Origin of the sequence: Methylovulum miyakonense HT12, from assembly GCF_000384075.1 — a bacterium.
In the GTDB taxonomy this organism is placed as follows: domain Bacteria; phylum Pseudomonadota; class Gammaproteobacteria; order Methylococcales; family Methylomonadaceae; genus Methylovulum; species Methylovulum miyakonense.
In genome coordinates this window covers 2462158-2480507 of record NZ_KB913025.1, presented here as the reverse complement: position 1 = coordinate 2480507, position 18350 = coordinate 2462158, and the positions used below count along the sequence as shown (strand labels likewise).

Genomic DNA, 18350 nt, shown 5'->3' with positions numbered 1-18350 from the left:
TGGTAAAGATCAATTCGCCTGTCTGATGGACAGCAGCCACTGCAACAAGGCTTGTGCAGCAGCGGAGCTATTGATGGTTTTAATTTGCGTAACGCCGTATGAGCCCAATTCGACGGGTTGGTAAAGGTTTTTGTCGGCAATGAAGCGGTATGCAACACAACCGTTCTGGCCTGCATCCGCCACACGCTGGTTAAGGTGGGTGACCGTGCCCGAAGCGGCCCTGTCAATCAACGCGGTTTTTGCCGCCATCGTAGACGGGTCAATGAGGGCGATTAATGCCTTGTCCTTAAATTGATCAAGCAGTTCATCCGCCTGATAATACGCCTGCTTAATCGGGTCGGTTTTACTGGCAAGCCCCTTGCGGGCGTAACGGTAGACCTTTCCGTCATGGCCTATAAAAAAACCGGAAAACTGATGGCCCCAGGCATGGTTGATGGAGTAACAATTAAAAACGAAGTCCCCGACGGGATTTTGGTAGGCCAAGGCATTGCCCTGCCGCCCGATTGAGCAAGAAGCCAAGACCGAAGCGATTAAGCAACTGCCTATCCGCCTTGCATAAAAAATCTTCATATAGTCCAACCCTTAACATAAGTTGCTTGAGTGCCGACGTTGGGAAGGGTGCCTTTGCAAGCAACAGGCGCCATCAAGTTTTGCCCCATCCGATTAAGCGGCTGGATTTAGCTAAGCATTACGCCAAGCGTTACAGAACGGCCACTTTCCGCAGCATCACCATTAACAAGCCTCAGCCATTAGCCCGTAAAAATGCCTCAAACATCAATAATGACCAAATCGGCGCGCTGTAATCCCGCAAGCCATTTTGGTGCTGGACGACGATCTGTTCCAAAACGGCGGGGTCAAACCAGCCGCCTTGGTTCATGTTTGCGCCCAACAACGCATCACGCACCTTATCTTTTAGCGGGCCTTTAAACCACGCGTTCAGCGGTACGCCAAAACCCATTTTCGGGCGGTATAAAATATCGTCAGGCAGGTAATCTTCTAACGCTTTTTTGAAAATATATTTGCCTTCGCGGCCTTTGAGTTTTAACTCCGGTGGTATGCCAGCCAACCACTCCACCAGCTGATGGTCCAGCAACGGAACCCGCACTTCCAGCGCATGGGCCATACTGGCCCGATCCACCTTGGTCAATATATCCCCCGGCAAATAGGTTTTGATGTCCAGGTATTGGACTTGTGACAAAGGGTTGTCGGTGGGCGCATTGCGTAAATGCTGCCGAAACACCTCCACGGCTTGGTAACCTTGCAAATCGCGTTTGAATTGCGCACTGAACAATTTGCCGCGCAATTCATTGGACATGACTGAAACGCTATGGAAATAACCTTCCACTGAATCGCGGCCTATGGATTCCAAGGTGGATTTGGCACGGAAGATTTTCGGCGCCCAATCGGCTTTCGGATAGGCGCGGCCTAAAGTGCCGAACACGGGCTTCCTGATGCTATCCGGCAACCACGAACGCATCTGTTCTTCGTAAGTATGCCAACGGTGGCGGCGGTAGCCCGCGAGGTTTTCATCGCCGCCATCGCCGGACAATACCACCGTGACTTGTTTTTTGGCCAATTCACAGACACGGTAAGTCGGCAGCGCCGAGCTATCGGCATAAGGCTCATCGTATAGCCCGGCCAATTGGTCTATCAGGCTAAAATCATCAGGATCAACTTGCTCGACACGGTGCGCGGTGTGGTAACGCCCGGCGATTTGCGCGGCAAATTTTGATTCGTTGTAAGCGGGGTCGCCAAAAGAAATGGAACAGGTATTGACGGGATCAGACGACAAGCCCGCCATCATGGCAACAACCGCGCTAGAATCGACACCGCCAGACAGGAATGCGCCTAATGGCACATCGGCAACCATGCGGATTTTTACCGCTTCACGGAAACGTCCGATCAGTTCCTCACCGATTTCTTGTTCGCTACGCGGCGTCCCCACGGCGAATTTGACATTCCAATATTGGCGCGGCTGATATTGGCTTTGGCCATGTTTTAAGGTCAGGCAAAAACCAGGTTCCAGCTTATAAACATTTTTGTAAATGGTTTTGGGGTCGGGCACGTAGCCAAAACCAAAATATTCTTCGATGGCGCTAGGGTCGAGTTCCCTAGGCAAACCAGGATGTTCTTTCAGGGCTTTTAATTCCGAACTGAAAATAAACTGGCCATTGCCCAGTTGTGCGTAATACAGCGGCTTAACCCCCAAGCGGTCACGCGCCAGAAATAAGGTTTGCCGAGGCCTGTCCCAGATGGCAAACGCAAACATGCCACGGAAGCGGTCAACACAGGCTTCGCCCCACGCTTGCCAAGCGTATAAAATCACTTCGGTGTCGCAATGGGTCTGGAAATGGTAACCCAAGCCTTCCAGCTCTTTGCGCAAGTCCATAAAATTGTAGATTTCGCCGTTAAACGTCAGCACGACATTGTTGTCACGGCTAACCATCGGTTGTTGGCCGCTGCTTAGGTCGATGATGGACAAGCGCCTATGCCCAAAACCCAGCCCCGCTTCAATGTGGATGCCGCCTTCATTAGGGCCGCGATGAAACTGGCTTTCATTCATCCGCGACAGCAAATCCCGGTTGATTTCGCGCTTGGCTTGCAAGTCAAAAATGCCGACAATTCCGCACATAATGTTATTCCTTTTAAAAAAATGAGTCGTAGACCGCTTGGTAATTAGCCACCATCGCCGTCAACGAAAAGTTTTGCAGCACCCGCTGGTACCCTTGCTGGCCGTGCCGCCGCAAGGTCCCGCCGTCATGGATGTAGGCGAGGATATGCTTGGCCATCGACCCGGCATCGTTCGCAGGCGTCAGCCACCCAGTGACCCCGTCAATAACCAATTCGGGATTACCGCCCACCTCGGTGGCGATCACGGGCAAGCCGCTTGCCATCGCTTCCAAAATGGTGTTGGAAATGCCTTCGGCTTGCGAGGGCAGCACAAAAATATCCAAACGGCGCTGAATCTCAGCGACATCGTCACGCGCCCCTGGCAACCACGCTTGGGAAGACAAGCCCGCAGTCTCCAACAATGCCAACGCTTGTGCCCTGAGCGGGCCATCACCAATAATCACCAACTTGAAGCGGCGGCCCAGTTCCGGTTCGTGCTGGCAGGCCAAAATAAACGCCTTCACCAACGTGATTTGATCCTTGACGCCGTGCATGCGCCCAATCGTACCAATCACCCAATCCGTATCCATAAAAGGGAACGGGCAACCGCCCAGTGGCTGTTTCTGGCCTGAACGCGGGTAAAAAATGCGCGTGTCAACGCCGTTGGTGATGCGGGTGATTTTGCCGGGGGAGACATGGACCTTATCCAGCAAATAGCTCTCCAAATGCCGGGATAGCGGGATGAAACGCTGGATAAAGCAATCCAACACCCGCCTCACCCATTGGTATTTGACCTTAGTGCCGTCAGGGTCAAACACATCCCAGCCGTGTTCGCCGTGGACGCGACCACGGACCCCGGCACAAAATGCGGGGATCTGATATTCAATCGCCGCCAGATTGCGGGTATGCACGATGGCGGGCCGAAGTTCCCTCAGCAAGCGGTACATCGCCACAAATGAGCCCCAATCCTGCCCGTCCTTTTTGTGCAGCTCAAAAACGGCCACATCATCACGGCGAAGGCGACCCTTAAAATCCGTGCTGTCCTTAAGGCAGATAATGGCGTGGCGGTAGGCTTCAGGCGGCATAGTGTTGATCAGGTTAACCAAGCCGTTTTCCAAACCGCCCACACCCAAACGATAAATGATATGGACAACCAAAGGGGGTTGGTGCATGTCTTACTCCTGCAATAACCTGGCAAGCTGGTGGACATTTTGCTGCCAACTGAAGCGGGCGGCCACAAACTCACGGTTGGCATGGGCGGTAACTTCCGGTATCGGGCCGTGCAAGTGGCCACAGAGTTGCCCGGCCATAGCCACAGCTTCATCACTGACCGCAACCGCCAGCGGTTCAGGCCATTCGAGATATGGGATGCCTTCCATCGCGGCCGAAGTGGCGACCACAGCTTTGGCCATCGCCATGGCTTCCAGCACTTTATTTTGGATGCCCCGCGCGATGCGTAAAGGCGCGACCGCAAGCCGTGCAGAGGCGACATAAGGCCTGACATCATCAACCCGACCCGTAACAGTAATAGCCGGGTTAACGGCCAGCTCAAGCACGGCTTTGCTAGGGTTACTGCCGACGATATAAAACTTCACTTGCGGATAACGCGCTTGCACCAAGGGAAACACCTCCGTGGCAAACCAGATGACCGCATCAATGTTTGCCCAATAATCCATCGCCCCGGTGAACACCAAGACCTCTTCATCAGCCCGGTAAGGCGAGGCAAGCTCTTGGTAGGGCGAAAAATATCCGGTATCCACGCCGTTATTGACAAACATGGCCTTATCACCAGATTCAGGCGCAAGGGTTTTGAACAAAGCCGCTTCCTGTTCGGAAACAAACACACTGGTTTTAGACAAACTGGCTATCTCCCGTTCATACGCCAGCAGATACTTGGCTTCGCGCCGGTAAACCCAGCGGGCAACACCCTGTTTTTTTTCCGCATATTGCCGCCATTTGTCGGAATCGACATCGACATAATCCACCACCATTTCGACCTCCGGGCGGAATTGGACAAACTGCGCCATCACCGAGGAAAACACCAGGACTTTGCGGATGGCGTGGGTTTTAATGGCCGCATCCACCCATCTTTGCATGGCCGGATTCTGATAATACGGCAAGCTTAGGGCTTTGTCGGCCAGCAAGCCTTTCAAGCTTTTAATTTTGGCAGGCAAGGGTTTTAATCCCAAGTAACAGGTGTCCGCGCACAATGCGTCAACCTGCGGGGTATATTGCCAATCATGCGGGTCATCAATAAACGTCCCCAAATAAACATTAAATTCCGTTTGGAGATATTTTAAAAAATGGTAAGAACGGATCTTGTCGCCTTTATTGGGTGGGAAGGGTATACGGTGGACAAGGAACAACAGGTTATCCATCACCCTACCCTAAATCTCTCGACAACCAGGGGCCCACCGCCTGGCTGACCGCTAACGGCAAACGTTTCCAAGCGGCGATAAAAAACTGATATTTAGGGTTGAGCGGGTTGATGTCCGGCACTTCTGACGCTTTCACCAAATAATATTCATAAAAGAGTGGCTCTGGCGTGAAGCCCCAGTTTTTTTTAAAACTGTACGAACCCGTGCCGATTTTGCTGCGCCCATAATCGAAAATTTTTACGCCCTTCCCCACCGCACGGCGCATGACTTCCCAATACATAAAATCATTACCTTTCAATTCCCTGGCCAATTCCGTGCCTCCGCCGTAATAGGGCAACACTTCATCACGGAAATAAAAATTCATGACGCTGGCGATTAGCTTGCCATCGTGTTCAATGCTCAACACTTCGCATTGCTCACCAAACACCTGCTTCAGCGTCCGAAAATATTTTTTCGAAAAAACCGGCGTCCCTAAATTCCTGACACTTTCCGAATAAGCCAGATGCAAGCGCCCGACGTCATCATCTATCGTGCTGACCAATCCGGCTTCTATGCCTTTCCTGACCATTGCCCGTTGCTTCCTGGGGATCGCGAGCATGTTTTTTTCGGCATCCGCTTCCAGTTGTTTGCGGAAAGTCACATATAATTCTTTATATGGCCGTTCAGGGTGCTTGCGTTCGCGATTGCGCATTTCCAAGGCATCCACCCCCAATTCCTTTGCCAAGCGGCAGGCTTCGGCATCAAGCAAATCATAGCTGGCTTCATTATTGGCGATGATGCCACCGTATACACAAAATGCGGTTGACACGAGATTGTTGCCAAAGAGCAAGCTATTCACATGCACCAAGGGCAAAATCGCCGTGATTGCCCCGTCATGTTCGGTATAAAGGAAATGGGCCTTATGCCCGAATGCCGTTTCAATAACCGTTTTCCACCCTGAAAGATGGAAGAAAGTGCCATTGGGATGGTTGTTGACAAATTCGTCCCAACGGCCAAAATCAGCCTGATGCAAAGTTTTTATCATTGAACTTGCCTTTTTCATAAGAACACCTTTTCCATCGTATCCCATTCAAAATCTTCCAAAAGTTTCCTGATCCGGTTTTCCATACGGCCGAGGTTAAGGTAATGGCGGGTACGGGTTTTTAGATTTAACCCCGATTGCCTAGGTTGCCCAGGATCAATTTCCCAAGGATGGAAATAAAAAATGCCGGCTTGCTGTTCAAGCGTATTGACCCGTTTAAACGCCCATTTGGATACGGGATACGGGTAAAACCTGAAAAAACCGCCGCCGCCGCAAGGCAAGTTTTTTGAGCCTAGGCGCAAAGTGGTGATGGGTATTTCCTTAAAATCCAAATGACCTGCTAAAGGCGCATACAGGAAGCGCGGCGCATCGGGCATCCCATAAATGTCATGCTTGACCGGATAAATGCTGGAACTGTACCCGAAGCCTTCTTCCTGCAACACCTCCAACGCCCATAAATTGCTGGCGTTAATGGAATAACTGGCGGCACGGTAGCCTTTGACGGCCACCCCGCTTAAATCTTCCAATAATTGCTTGCTTTTGGCGACATCGGCACGAAATTGTCCAGGTGTTTGTTCGGTAACGCGGATATGTTCATAACCATGGCAGGCCAATTCATGGCCTTCCGCAATGATACGTCTGACCAACTCCGGATAACGTTCGGCGACCCAACCGAGGGTAAAAAACGTCGCGTTGACACCGTATCCAGCAAACAAATCGAGGATATGATGGGTATTCCTGGCCACCCGATGGGGCAACACATCCCATTGTGCCTTGGCGATATAAGGTTCAAATGCGGAAACCTGGAAATAATCCTCCACATCGACTGTCATGGCGTTTTTGATGGTCACGATAATTACCGTAGCAGTTTGGAAATCAATAAATTATATAAATCGGCAGCTTATACAGGCTATCCATCACTGCCATTAAGTTAAGGTTTTAATAAAAATAAAACAATTAGTTACGAACGAATTTGTAGGTCGGGTTAGCGATAGCGTAACCCGACGCATCAGCACCCAAATGTCGGGTTACGCTGACGCTAACCCGACCTACGATTGATATGCACCGCAAAAATACAACCGTAACCGCATGAATATTAATATTTATTCAACTTAATGGCAGTGAGGCTATCCATGGGTACACCCTGTCGGGCGAACGTCATTTGACGGCCATTATGGATTATGGCTTCAGCCCGTTATGATGGGTGCTTAAAACCTGATGAAGTTCGGCCAACAATTTTTCCAGCGCAACGACACGCTGCTCCAAATTACCCGAACCCGTGCGCCCTAAAGCCACAGCAGCATTATTTGGCATATCTTCCGCTTCAATGGCCTCTTCCTCATGAATATCATCAATGACCTTTTGGATGACCGTCCGGTCCAATACCTGCAATTCATCCAGGAACCCAAACATCATGACCCTTTCACACAGGGTGTTGATTTTTCTCGGAACCCCTCTCGAGTGGTGGAAAATCAATGGGAAAGCATCTTCTTCAAACTGCGGGGAATCTTGCCAGCCCGCCCTTTTCAAGCGGAACAAGATGTAATTTTTGGTTTGCTCTTCATTTAGGGATTTTAATTGATACGTTGCAACCACCCGTTGCCTAAGCTGCTCCATTTCAGGCAAGGCCAAGGTTTTGCTGAACTGCTTTTGCCCGACTAAAAATATTTGTAGCAGCGTTTTCCCCGACCTTTCAAAATTGGATAACATCCGTAATTCTTCCAATGAAGTCTTCGGTAAATTTTGTGCTTCATCAACAATCATCAACACACGCTTACCTTTCAGGGCTTGGTCGACCAGGAACCGTTCCAACCTATCTAACAAAGTGGCCTTGTCTTCCCCTTCATAAGGCACATTAAGGGTTGTTGCGACGACCCTTAACAAATCATCGGCCCCCACTTGGGATGACACTATCAACCCTAAGGTTACTTTTTCCCGGTTTATGCTGTTGACTAGCTGCTTGATCAGCATGGTCTTTCCGGTGCCCGGCTTACCGGTGATCACAATAAACCCTTCGCCTTGGGTTATGCCATAGCGCATATAAGCCAACGCCCGTTTGTGCACTTCACTTTTAAAAAAGAAATCACTATCGGAGTTTAGCTGAAAGGGTTTTCTGCTTAAATTATAAAAACCGTCATACATGCTCAGAATCTCAAAAACAAGCTTGCCGTTGCGCGGTTTTCTTCAAAATTATTCGTGCTAAACGCTGAGGTCTGATTGAGATGACGAAATTCCAAACTACCATTGAGGCGATTGGTAAGGGAATGGATTAAACCGATCCCCAAATCGTAGCGGTTGTCTTTGACTGGCAAGCCACGGTCTATTTGCTGCCATCTGGGGGTAAGATAAGCGCTGGTTTTATGGGCAAATTGCCAATTCCAACTGCCATTAAGGCCCGTGACTTTTTCATGGCCATCATTCAACTGGTATATCCGGTCTTGACTAAATGCACTTCCGGTAAGGGTGCTTTTACCGGTGAAAAATGAAACAGCAAAATTCCAAGTTTTAGTCACGATAACTTGATCGGTCTGGGTCGGGAAAAACGCAAGAATTTCTACAGGCTGGTTAACAAAGGGGTCGGGGTTGCCATCAACAATAATAACCCGTTCTTTTAATAACAACGCTTGTACTGTCGTAGTGTCATTAAGATGGGTTAATGACCAGTTGGAGCGCTGGGTGCGGTAATTCAGGGCTGTTTGCCACGTTTGCCCAGAATTTAAGCCAATCTGGTTATCCCTGAACGTGGTCACCCAGGTCAGGCGTTGCATGGGTGAAAGGCTTAACGTGACATGGGAGTTATTCCCATAACCCGCTTCTAGGCTATAACGCTGGCTGGGAATCCATTGCACACCTGCGGTATAAAAAAAGCCATTGTTATTGCTGCCCGAAAATGACTGAAAACTATTGTCACTAAACCCGCCTTGGGCGAAAACATTAACATGTTTATTGATATAAGTCCTTAGGGTTGCGTTTGAGTTTTGAAATGAAACATCATTTCCATTCGCACGGTAATTGTCGCGGTTATTAAACGACAGGTTCCAACCCACCCTCTTAAATTCTGTACCGCTATTCAATTGTATCTGCTCCCCAAAATTTTGGGTATCCGAAATGCCCGCCCTGCCGGAATTGGCAATGGTATCAGTAGTCACCGTATCATAGTTCACCACTGCCAAACCAGACGCGTAGTTACCAAATTGCGGCGTCCAACTGGGTGAAAGGCTGAAAGTGTTGACATTAGTCCTATTGCCAGATCCCGAAATATTGTCATTGGCTATCCGGGTATTGTCGATATTTTGCTGGCTTATGGAGCTATTTGCGTTAAGAAAAAATTTATTAGGTATCAATGCGTTGCTGGAACTAAACTGCAATTGGTTAAACGTAGTGGCGTCTTCATTACCGGAGGCATTATATAAATTCTGTAGCCGGTAATTTAAGTTCAGCGTATTTTTTCCCGACTGCCTAAAAATGGAAAGGCTAGGGTTGGCTTCCGTGACAAAGCCCGCACTTTCGTTCCCAGGCCGTGCCAACCTAAGATTATCGGAATAGGTTTCCCGAAACTGTATATAAGGGTTAACTGTCCAGTTAGCGGCATGGGCTTGATGGCAAGGGACACATAAAAACAGCCCCGCTAATTGGACTAGCGGAACAGTGCTGTTAAATAGTCTTGGCAAGATGATCCCTTGATAGCAACATCTCAAAACCCTAATGGGCTGCTTCATGTTTCAGTTGGCTTATAAAAGGGATATTGAAACTTTGTCGCAGACAGCAGCAAACAGCAAATCCGTAGGGATTATTGATTGCCATCCTGACACTAATGGGTAGCGTATTGCCCATAACCATAGCCATAATAATAACCGTCACTGAGGCTAATTAAGGTTTTGTTAAACACCAATAGCACCACATCACAAACCGACAATTTACTGACCGACTCCATGACCATGCTCTGCAAGGTTTTTTCGGCTTCCACGACCAAAACGACTTGGCCAACTAATTTTGCCAACACTTCACCCTGGGTAGCCGCAAGCAAAGGGGGGGAATCAAAAATGACAATGCGGTCAGGGTAACGGTTGCTTAACTCCTCCGCAAACAAGGCCATCTTATTGCTGGACAGCAACTCGGTGGAATATTTATGCAGCTTACCCGCCGGAATGATACGCAGCCCCTGCATATTGGTAGATAGCTCTATATCTGAATAGTCAATATTTTCCCCTTCAAGGTAATCTATCAGCCCGGGCCTTGAAGGGGAATAGATCCCTAACGTTTTTGATACCGAGGGGCGGGCGACATCCGCATCAATTAACAATACTTTTTTATCCCTTTCATTGGCAATGCTCAAAGCCAAATTGATTGCGGTGAAGGTTTTACCTTCACCTGGCACACTACTGGTCACCAAAATCAAATTTGACCGGGCAATGCCTACGCTGCCGGCACCAAATGCATTGTAAACAAGGGGCCGCTTAATATTACGGTATTCTTCTATGGTTTTGGTGTTCACATCACTGGGCGTCACGAAACCTAACTCGGCCAATCTGGCCCAATCAATTTCAACCCTATCTTGTGGCGCAGAATAATCATCCTTTTTCTTGTACACCTTCTCATTGTCCGTAGAGAAGGGCCCGCCTAAAGAAGGGGCTTTTCCATTGTACAAACCCGCTTCCATAGGTAAGCGGGCATTATGATTTAATTGCCCGGCTTGGTCGGCTTTCTTGACCAAGCCCTCAATTGTATTAGCTTGGCCTTTATTTATGGGGGCATTGTCCTGGTCAAATAAATCCGCTCCGGCATAAAGGCCTTCAGCATCAGCCTCCTCATAAACAGGGTTATCCAGCACTTGTTCCATTTTACCGGCGTTACCCTCGTTAATTGAAGCCTCGCCTTGGCCAAATAAACCGGGTTCTGTGGATAAATCAGCAGTGTTAGCAAGAAGCTCCGCATGCTCGGTTTTATTAACTGCCTTTTCAATAATACTCATAGTTAGCCTTTACAGATTTTTAGTTAATACGCTGCAATAACCTGACAAAACTGGATACGTCAATATGCAAGATATCAATCATCATGAAGCTGATATAAATTACAATGAGCCCAAATGTTGAAAAACTATATCTAAAGAGTTCCTTTTTGTGTTTCTTAGCCTCCAGGTCGTTGGTTTTCATCGACACGCTCCCCAGTACCGGCAACCCGGTCAGCTGCCTGAGTTGCGCCGTAGTCATCACGGTAGGCCTAATCAAATAAATTAAAAAAGCAGCACCGAAACCTACGCATATCCCTGCAACCAGGATAATAGAATCCATAATCGGCTTGGGCATTGAAGACGGTGTCAGCGGTTTGTCCGGAGCATCAGCGATTTTAAATTTCAGCGACTCTGCTTGGTCATCGACCTTTTTCGATAAATTCGCCTGTTCCCGGCTAGCCAGCAATTGGTCATAGTTTTTCTTTATGGCCGCATAATCCCTGTTTAAATTTTGCATTTCAGTTTCGACGGAAAGCCTTGTGTTCCATTCGCTCCGGGCCAATTCCAAACGTTTCTCCAGAATGTTGACGCGGGACTGGATAGACGCCACCGTCGCATCAGCCTCATTTAAGGCAATTTTTATAGACTGTGTATAGGGGTTCGTTATGACTGAACTATCAAGCCCGCCTGCATCTATTTGTTTGGCCCGCTTTTGGGCGCTAACTTTTTCCAATTCCTTTATTGTCTTATTCAAATGGGCAATTTCAGGATGGTTAACGGTGTACTTAATCAGTAAATCATCCCTGCGCAACTTAAGGTCAGCGATTTTTTCGTCTTCAACAGTCCCTTGATGGCCAGCCAGTTCCCCCCACTCTTCATCACCCGAAACTAACGCTTCATCCAATTGCTCTTTCAAGGCTTGTTTTCTCGAGATGGCCTCGTCCAAAAGCAATTTCCCGTCTTGTAAGGCAACCGTCATGGATTGCATTTGCTCAACCTGATTACTGCCTTGTCCAGGCAACATCCCTAGGTTAATGCGCATAAAATTTTCCCGGGCTTTTTCTGCATTACGCAGACGGACTTCATATTCCTGAATCTGGCGGTCTATAAAGTGGTGTGCCGTATCCGCACCAACCATCGTAGATAGTTGCGTTTGTTCAGAAAAAACGGTCAACACGGCTTGGACAACATTTTTTGCCAGATCCGGGCTATCTGATTGATATTTTATGGTGAAAATATCATCGCCCAAGGACGTGATCTTAATATTCTTTTTTAATTCGTCAGCAATTTGTTCTTGGTCGCGCGGGTTTTTTATTCTTTTCTCCAAATCTGACAAATGGATAATCTGTTCGACGTTATTCTTGGTGAACATCAATTGTTGCATCACCCTAAGCAGCGCCCTGACGTCAGATTCCACCGTCATCCCCCTCATCAGCGGCCTGAGCATGGTGCTGGTTTCAACATGCACTTTCGCCTCGGAAGTGTATTGTTTAGGCATGACAATCACCACCATCCATCCTGTCAGGCAGATTACCCAGGCCAGCACAATGGCGACCCATTTGTATCTTAAGGTCCCTCTTAAATAAAAGAGGATTTCTGTTAACTGCTGTTGCATAACTGTTCTGTAGAATTTTTTGCTAGATGGTTAAAAAAACGCTTCAGGGATTATGACAATATCTCCAGGTAAAATTTTAATGTTGGCCGACAAATCCGCATCTTCAATCAGATCGTCAATCCTAATGCCAAATTGTTGCATTTCCCCGTTGATATTACGGACAATGCTAGCCCTGTTACCATCTGCATATTGCCCCAAACCACCAACTTGTATCATTAGATCGAGCAAGGTCATGTCTTTCTTGTAAGGGAAAGAGCGTGCGGAAAAACGCGAACCGCCACCGGCCCCTGCTCCGCCACCCAAACCGGAACTTCCGAGGCCTGCGCCCATACCGCCACCGATCCCCCCGCCAACACCCCCGCCGCCACTCAATTGCCCGATAATCCGCACTTGCTGGCTATAGACGCCTTGAAAACCGCCTACCATAATGACAACTTGCGGATCACGTACATATTTTGCCAACGACTTTTCCATGACCCTGGCCAATTGGGCGGGGGTTTTACCACTGGCTATCAAATCTTCCGCCAGAGGGATGGTGATCTTACCATCAGGCCTAACGGTCGCGGTTGTGGATATGTCCGGATTTCCCCAAACGAAAATATTGATGCTATCGCCCGGGCCAATTATATAAGTGTAATCGGAAGGGATAACGGCATCGTCTTCCTGGGTCAATTGCGGATGCCCACAACCATATAGCAAAAAAACCAGTACCGGCAATAACCACTTAATGACCTGTAAAAAAAACACTTTCATTACCTCATCTTGGCCTTACGAAAGCCAATGAACAAAATTGCCAAACAAATAGCTATAATTTACCGAAACCGGATACGGGCAAGATGTGGGCCGGGTTATTTTTGATGCCATTATTAAAGCCGCCATAAAGTAACGCCATCAGGAATATCCCCCCTGTCCAATTTGGACTTGACATCAATGACAACCCCCTTTTGGCCTTCAAGCAATGCGGAAAGATAAGACCAGTTTTTTTCCATAAAGTACCGATGCGGGACGACAAGCAATACGGCATGGGCTGGCTGCAACCCGCTCTCCTCGGCGGCCACGGCAACCCCGTATTCTTCCATTATCTCGTGCGGATCCGCCATGGGGTCAAAAACTTGTACATCAATGCCATAGTCTTGTAACTCCCTGACAATATCAATCGCGCGGGTGTTTCTTATGTCAGGCACGTTTTCTTTAAACGTGAAACCTAAAAGGGTCACCGTGCTACCTTTCACGCACCGCCCCGATTTGATCAGCTCTTTTACGGTTTGGCTCGCGATAAAACCGCCCATGCTATCATTAATGCTGCGTCCGGATAAAATAACCTGGGGGGTATAACCTAAAATGGCCGCCTTGTAGGTCAAGTAATAAGGGTCGACCCCAATACAATGCCCGCCAACTAAGCCAGGTTCAAATGGCAAAAAATTCCATTTTGATGAAGCGGCCTTCAAAACATCTTGGGTATCAATACCCATTTTATTAAAAATCAGCGCCAGTTCATTCATCAAGGAAATATTCAAGTCCCTCTGGGTGTTTTCAATCACTTTTGCGGCCTCGGCAACTTTAATGGATGCCGCCTGATACACCCCAGCGCTCACCACTGACCCGTAGACAGCCGCGACAACGGCTAAGGTTTCAGCGCTGTCCCCAGACACCACTTTGGTTATGGTTTTGAAAGTATGCACTTTATCGCCAGGATTGATACGTTCAGGCGAATAGCCGACCGAAAAATCAAGCCCCCATTTTAAACCCGACTCCCGCTCCAAGACGGGAATGCATTCCTCTTCAGTAGCGCCCGGATAAACCGTTGATTCATAAACGACAATATCGCCCTTTTTTAGCTGCTGCCCGACTGTTTTCGAGGCATTTATCACCGGGGACAAATCAGGCTGCTTGGCCAAGTTAACCGGAGTGGGGACGGCGATAATATGGAAATCCGCTTTACGCAATTCGCGGGCATCGCAAGTGTATAAGATATTGGTGGCGGCCAGTTCAGCGGCAGGGACTTCGTTAGTCCGTTCAACCCCGGCTTTTAGCTCGGCGACCCTGACAGGATTGATGTCAAAACCAATCACTTGTTGGTTATTACCAAACTCCACCGCCACCGGTAAGCCCACATACCCCAAGCCTATTACAGAAATGTTCCTGCCATGCCGTTTCATCAGCTGTTAATCCTATAGAAGTCTTTGTACCATTCAACAAACCGTTGGATACCGTCCGCCAATAGGGTGTCCGGCTTATAATCCAAGTCATTGACCAAATCGGAGACATCGGCATAAGTATCCGGAACATCCCCCAACTGTAAAGGCAAAAGGTTTTTTATGGCTGTTTTACCGAGGCATTGTTCCAACGTTTCTATAAAGGTCAACAAATGCACGGGGCTGTTATTGCCGATATTGTAAACGCGGTAAGGGGCCGTACTGGTGCCTGGATCGGGGGTTTCACCTGCCCAGCCGATATTCGGCTGGGCAGGCTTATCAATCACCCTAATGACGCCTTCGACAATATCATCTATGTAGGTGAAATCGCGGCGGTGATTGCCAAAGTTAAAGACATCAATGGGCTTACCTTCAAGAATGCTGCGCGTAAACAAAAACAACGACATGTCCGGCCTGCCCCAGGGCCCGTAAACCGTAAAAAACCGCAGGCCAGTGGTCGGCAAACGGTATAAATGGCTGTAGGTGTGGGCCATCAATTCATTCGCCTTTTTACTGGCCGCATAAAGTGAGACCGGATGGTCTACATTATGGTGGATGGAAAAAGGCATATTGGTATTTGCGCCATAAATGGAGCTGGAAGAAGCATACGCCAAATGTTCCACGTTATGATGCCTGCAACCTTCAAGAACATTAAGGAAGCCGACAATATTGGAATCAATATAAGCATGCGGATGGGTTATTGAATACCTAACCCCGGCCTGCGCCGCAAGGTGCATGACCTTCTGGAACTTCTCTGTTGAAAAAAGCGCTTCCATAGCTGGCTTATCCGCTATATCAAGCTTCAAAAACCTGAAATTCTTATGCGCCCTCAATCGTTCCAAACGTGCCAGCTTCAAATTGACATCGTAATAATCGTTGAGGTTATCTATGCCAACGACCACATCACCACGCGCCAACAACTTAAGGCTAAGGGTAGAACCTATAAAACCTGCCGCACCTGTTACCAGTACTTTCAAAACGCCTCCTCGTTAAATCCTGCGCCACTGTTATTAGTTGATAGGGACTAATTTGCCGATTTGGCTATTTCCGCCAATAAAGACTCAACCGCCTGCTTTTCGGGGAAACGGCCTTTGGTCTTTGCCAGCTCAAGGGCTTGTTTAAGTTCCGTGGCGGCCAAAATGTTATCGCCGTTTTTATGGTAGGCAACCCCCAAATGGTACCTGAAACCAGGCTCTTCGGGTGACACCTTCACGATCTGTGCAAGGATGTTCACGGCTTCAGGTATCCGGCCCTGCTTAACCAAAACCCAAGCATAAGTGTCCCTAAAATAGCTCTGTTCAGAATCTTTAAATTTTTCCGCCAAATGCTCGGCTTTGTCCAATTGCTCCTTATTGGTTGAGTTTTCGCTGAGGATTGACGCCAAATTGTTTATGGCCACATCCAAGCGCGGATTTTTTTCGACCAATTGCTCATAAAACTTTATAGCCAAATCGTGCTGGCCTTGCCTTTCATAGAGTGACGCCAATGATAAGGACAACTCAACGCTTTCAGGATTCTTTTTCAGGCCTTCCTGAAAGGCAATGACGGCGCCTTGATTGTCATTTTCAGCTAATTTGGTGTTGGCTAATAACACATATAATTTCGGGATATTCGGGTCTTTTTGGATCAGCTGGTTTAATAACGACACCCCCTTGGCGTAATTTTTATCCAACCTATAAAGTTCGGCTAAAAGCACCCCTGCCGATATGTTTTTCTGGTTTTTGGCGAGGGCATCATTTAAATACCCAATCATTTCACTCCGCTTGCCCAAGCTTTCATAACAACGGCCAAGGCTCACCAAGGCGTCGGTATTTTCAGGGTATTTTGCCAATAAAGTTTTATATATCCCAATGGCTTTAGGGTAATCCCCCTGCCCTTGGACTATTTGCCCCTGCAAAAAGGCGGCAAGATCTTTTGCTAGCGGGTTGATGACATTGCCTATTTGTTGGACAACCACCTTGGCTTCGTCCCAATTGCGCTCTGACAAATGGATCTTGGTCAGTTTTTCCAATAAAATTAGATTGTCCGGTTTGTACCTTATCGCTTTTTTTAATATATCTTTGGCAAATTTAATATCATTGGTCGCCAAGGCCTTATCATAAACATACACTAATGCTTCATAATTGACTGGATTAAGCTCCAGTGCCTTTGCAAAGTTTTTATCGGCTTCTTGCTTATTGTCCTTAATCAAATAGGACTGCCCCAACAAATAGAGGATTTCATCGGAGTTAGGCCTTGAAAAGGCCAGTTTATTAAGGATTTCAATTGCCTCATCAGGCAACTGTTTGGCAATGAATAATCTTGCCTTCAAAATTTTTGCGCTAGCGTAATCAGGCTTTGCCTCCAATATTTCATCCACAATCTTACTGGCCATGTCATAATTTTTGTTGTCCAGTACATTTCTCGCCAGCAGGGCTTTTGCCGCATAAGCAATATCAGAATCTTTTTCAGATGCAATCACTTGGTTAAATATCTTATTCGCTTCTTCAAACTGTTTTCTTGCCGTCATCCAATTGGCGAGTTCCAATAATATTTTGGGCTGGTTTTTATACTGCTCAACATATTGGTGAAATTGCCCCGATACCTTCTCCGTTGAAAGCACTGATAAAAAATCAAGCAACAATATTTTGGCCCTAATATCATCAGGAACCTGGGCAATCAGTTGGCGCAGTAAATCTTCCGCTTCCTTTTTCTTATCGAGTTGGGCGTAGATTTTGGCTAACATGACTTTAAAGTCTTTATTTTCAGGGTATAAGACAATAAGCTGCCGGTAATCGGCGATCACTGCATCGAAATCTTTTTCTTTGGCATGGATCTGGATTTTCAACAATTGTAGGGCGAGATTCTTTTGATCGGTTTTAATGGCGGCCTCTATTAACTCCTTGGCCATCGGCAAATCATTTTTTTGCATACTTACCAAGGCTTTCAATGATAGGGCATCAGTGTCAAGCGGGTTTTTTACTAAAATATCGTCAAGAATTGCCAATGCTTCGGGGACTTTCTTTTGGCTGATGAATGCAGAAGCTTTTAAAATTCTGGCCTTCATATTTTGACCGTCTTCTTTTAACACATAGTCAGCCTGCTCTTGTGCCTTAACTGGCTCGCTGAGAAGCAGTAAAACATTGCCTAATTTAATCCTGGCCTCCATATGTTTGGGCGCCAATTCAACCGTTTTTATGAGATTTTCCTTCATCTCCTTATACTTTAGGTTTTTTTCATCCAACAACGCGAGATAGTAATAAGTTTGGGCGGTATCCTTATCAGATTGGCTTGAAGTCTCTAGTTCCAGCTTAGCTTTTTCATATTCACCTTTGTTAAGGTATTCAATACCCTTTTCAAGATGCTTTTTACCGTCTTCCTTGTTATCACATCCCTCGGCTAAAAATAACGCTATAAAAATAGCACTGGCTATTACTTTTCTTTTACTTCCATAACGAATATCGCTCATTTTGCTAGCCTACTTAAATGTTATTTGCAAATAAATTCTGCAACAAATTATATAAAAAGAATCGTTTTTACATAATTTATTTTCGATTGGTCAAATTCTAACAGAGTTAGCAGCCTAACCCTGGGCCTTATT

The 18350-nt window shown here is 47.3% G+C and carries 14 protein-coding genes; all 14 read right to left on the bottom strand.

The features are described from left to right. Positions 1–9: 9 nt before the first annotated feature. Entirely contained in the window at positions 10–570 is a 561-nt protein-coding gene (locus METMI_RS0112440; protein ID WP_019866626.1) for a hypothetical protein, read from the bottom strand. A gap of 172 nt (positions 571–742) precedes the next feature. After that, positions 743–2632: an XrtA/PEP-CTERM system amidotransferase gene (locus METMI_RS0112435; RefSeq protein ID WP_019866625.1), complete on the bottom strand. Its 1890-nt coding sequence runs from the start codon at positions 2630–2632 to the stop codon at positions 743–745. A 13-nt stretch (positions 2633–2645) separates the two neighbouring features. After that, on the bottom strand, positions 2646–3782 hold the full coding sequence (locus tag METMI_RS0112430) for a TIGR03088 family PEP-CTERM/XrtA system glycosyltransferase (protein WP_019866624.1): 1137 nt from the start codon (positions 3780–3782) through the stop codon (positions 2646–2648). Between the two features lie 3 nt (positions 3783–3785). Next, positions 3786–4988 carry a TIGR03087 family PEP-CTERM/XrtA system glycosyltransferase gene (locus METMI_RS0112425; protein ID WP_019866623.1) on the bottom strand — a complete coding sequence of 401 codons (1203 nt, stop codon included), beginning with the start codon at positions 4986–4988 and terminating at the stop codon, positions 3786–3788. A gap of 4 nt (positions 4989–4992) precedes the next feature. Then, entirely contained in the window at positions 4993–6012 is a 1020-nt protein-coding gene (locus tag METMI_RS0112420; protein WP_019866622.1) for a FemAB family XrtA/PEP-CTERM system-associated protein, read from the bottom strand. A 14-nt stretch (positions 6013–6026) separates the two neighbouring features. Beyond that, positions 6027–6860, bottom strand: coding sequence for an XrtA system polysaccharide deacetylase (locus METMI_RS0112415; protein ID WP_019866621.1), 834 nt, complete (start codon positions 6858–6860; stop codon positions 6027–6029). 328 nt (positions 6861–7188) lie between these two features. Beyond that, a complete protein-coding gene (locus tag METMI_RS0112410) occupies positions 7189–8151 on the bottom strand; it encodes an XrtA/PEP-CTERM system-associated ATPase (RefSeq protein WP_019866620.1) in 963 nt (320 codons plus the stop codon). Between the two features lie 2 nt (positions 8152–8153). Then, on the bottom strand, positions 8154–9680 hold the full coding sequence (locus METMI_RS0112405) for a TIGR03016 family PEP-CTERM system-associated outer membrane protein (protein ID WP_198007918.1): 1527 nt from the start codon (positions 9678–9680) through the stop codon (positions 8154–8156). A 140-nt stretch (positions 9681–9820) separates the two neighbouring features. After that, the gene (locus METMI_RS25485) at positions 9821–10981 is read right to left on the bottom strand and encodes an XrtA-associated tyrosine autokinase (protein WP_019866618.1); all 1161 of its coding nucleotides are present in this window, start codon (positions 10979–10981) and stop codon (positions 9821–9823) included. A 19-nt stretch (positions 10982–11000) separates the two neighbouring features. Further along, positions 11001–12575, bottom strand: a complete 1575-nt coding sequence (locus METMI_RS23910; RefSeq protein WP_019866617.1) for an XrtA system polysaccharide chain length determinant — start codon at positions 12573–12575, stop codon at positions 11001–11003. A 30-nt stretch (positions 12576–12605) separates the two neighbouring features. Further along, entirely contained in the window at positions 12606–13328 is a 723-nt protein-coding gene (locus METMI_RS0112390) for a polysaccharide export protein (RefSeq protein WP_019866616.1), read from the bottom strand. Between the two features lie 113 nt (positions 13329–13441). Beyond that, positions 13442–14734: a nucleotide sugar dehydrogenase gene (locus tag METMI_RS0112385; RefSeq protein ID WP_019866615.1), complete on the bottom strand. Its 1293-nt coding sequence runs from the start codon at positions 14732–14734 to the stop codon at positions 13442–13444. Beyond that, positions 14734–15747, bottom strand: coding sequence for an NAD-dependent epimerase (locus METMI_RS0112380; protein ID WP_019866614.1), 1014 nt, complete (start codon positions 15745–15747; stop codon positions 14734–14736). The genes METMI_RS0112385 and METMI_RS0112380 overlap by 1 nt, the downstream gene beginning before the upstream one ends. A gap of 47 nt (positions 15748–15794) precedes the next feature. Then, a complete protein-coding gene (locus METMI_RS0112375; protein WP_019866613.1) occupies positions 15795–18218 on the bottom strand; it encodes a tetratricopeptide repeat protein in 2424 nt (807 codons plus the stop codon). Positions 18219–18350 lie beyond the last annotated feature (132 nt).

What these genes read in the sequence shown, in the direction of transcription:
- METMI_RS0112440 (WP_019866626.1), bottom strand. Translation starts at nt 570, where the DNA reads ATGAAGATTTTTTATGCAAGGCGGATAGGCAGTTGCTTAATCGCTTCG.
- METMI_RS0112435 (WP_019866625.1), bottom strand. Translation starts at nt 2,632, where the DNA reads ATGTGCGGAATTGTCGGCATTTTTGACTTGCAAGCCAAGCGCGAAATC.
- METMI_RS0112430 (WP_019866624.1), bottom strand. Translation starts at nt 3,782, where the DNA reads ATGCACCAACCCCCTTTGGTTGTCCATATCATTTATCGTTTGGGTGTG.
- METMI_RS0112425 (WP_019866623.1), bottom strand. Translation starts at nt 4,988, where the DNA reads ATGGATAACCTGTTGTTCCTTGTCCACCGTATACCCTTCCCACCCAAT.
- METMI_RS0112420 (WP_019866622.1), bottom strand. Translation starts at nt 6,012, where the DNA reads ATGATAAAAACTTTGCATCAGGCTGATTTTGGCCGTTGGGACGAATTT.
- METMI_RS0112410 (WP_019866620.1), bottom strand. Translation starts at nt 8,151, where the DNA reads ATGTATGACGGTTTTTATAATTTAAGCAGAAAACCCTTTCAGCTAAAC.
- METMI_RS25485 (WP_019866618.1), bottom strand. Translation starts at nt 10,981, where the DNA reads ATGAGTATTATTGAAAAGGCAGTTAATAAAACCGAGCATGCGGAGCTT.
- METMI_RS23910 (WP_019866617.1), bottom strand. Translation starts at nt 12,575, where the DNA reads ATGCAACAGCAGTTAACAGAAATCCTCTTTTATTTAAGAGGGACCTTA.
- METMI_RS0112390 (WP_019866616.1), bottom strand. Translation starts at nt 13,328, where the DNA reads ATGAAAGTGTTTTTTTTACAGGTCATTAAGTGGTTATTGCCGGTACTG.
- METMI_RS0112385 (WP_019866615.1), bottom strand. Translation starts at nt 14,734, where the DNA reads ATGAAACGGCATGGCAGGAACATTTCTGTAATAGGCTTGGGGTATGTG.
- METMI_RS0112375 (WP_019866613.1), bottom strand. Translation starts at nt 18,218, where the DNA reads ATGAGCGATATTCGTTATGGAAGTAAAAGAAAAGTAATAGCCAGTGCT.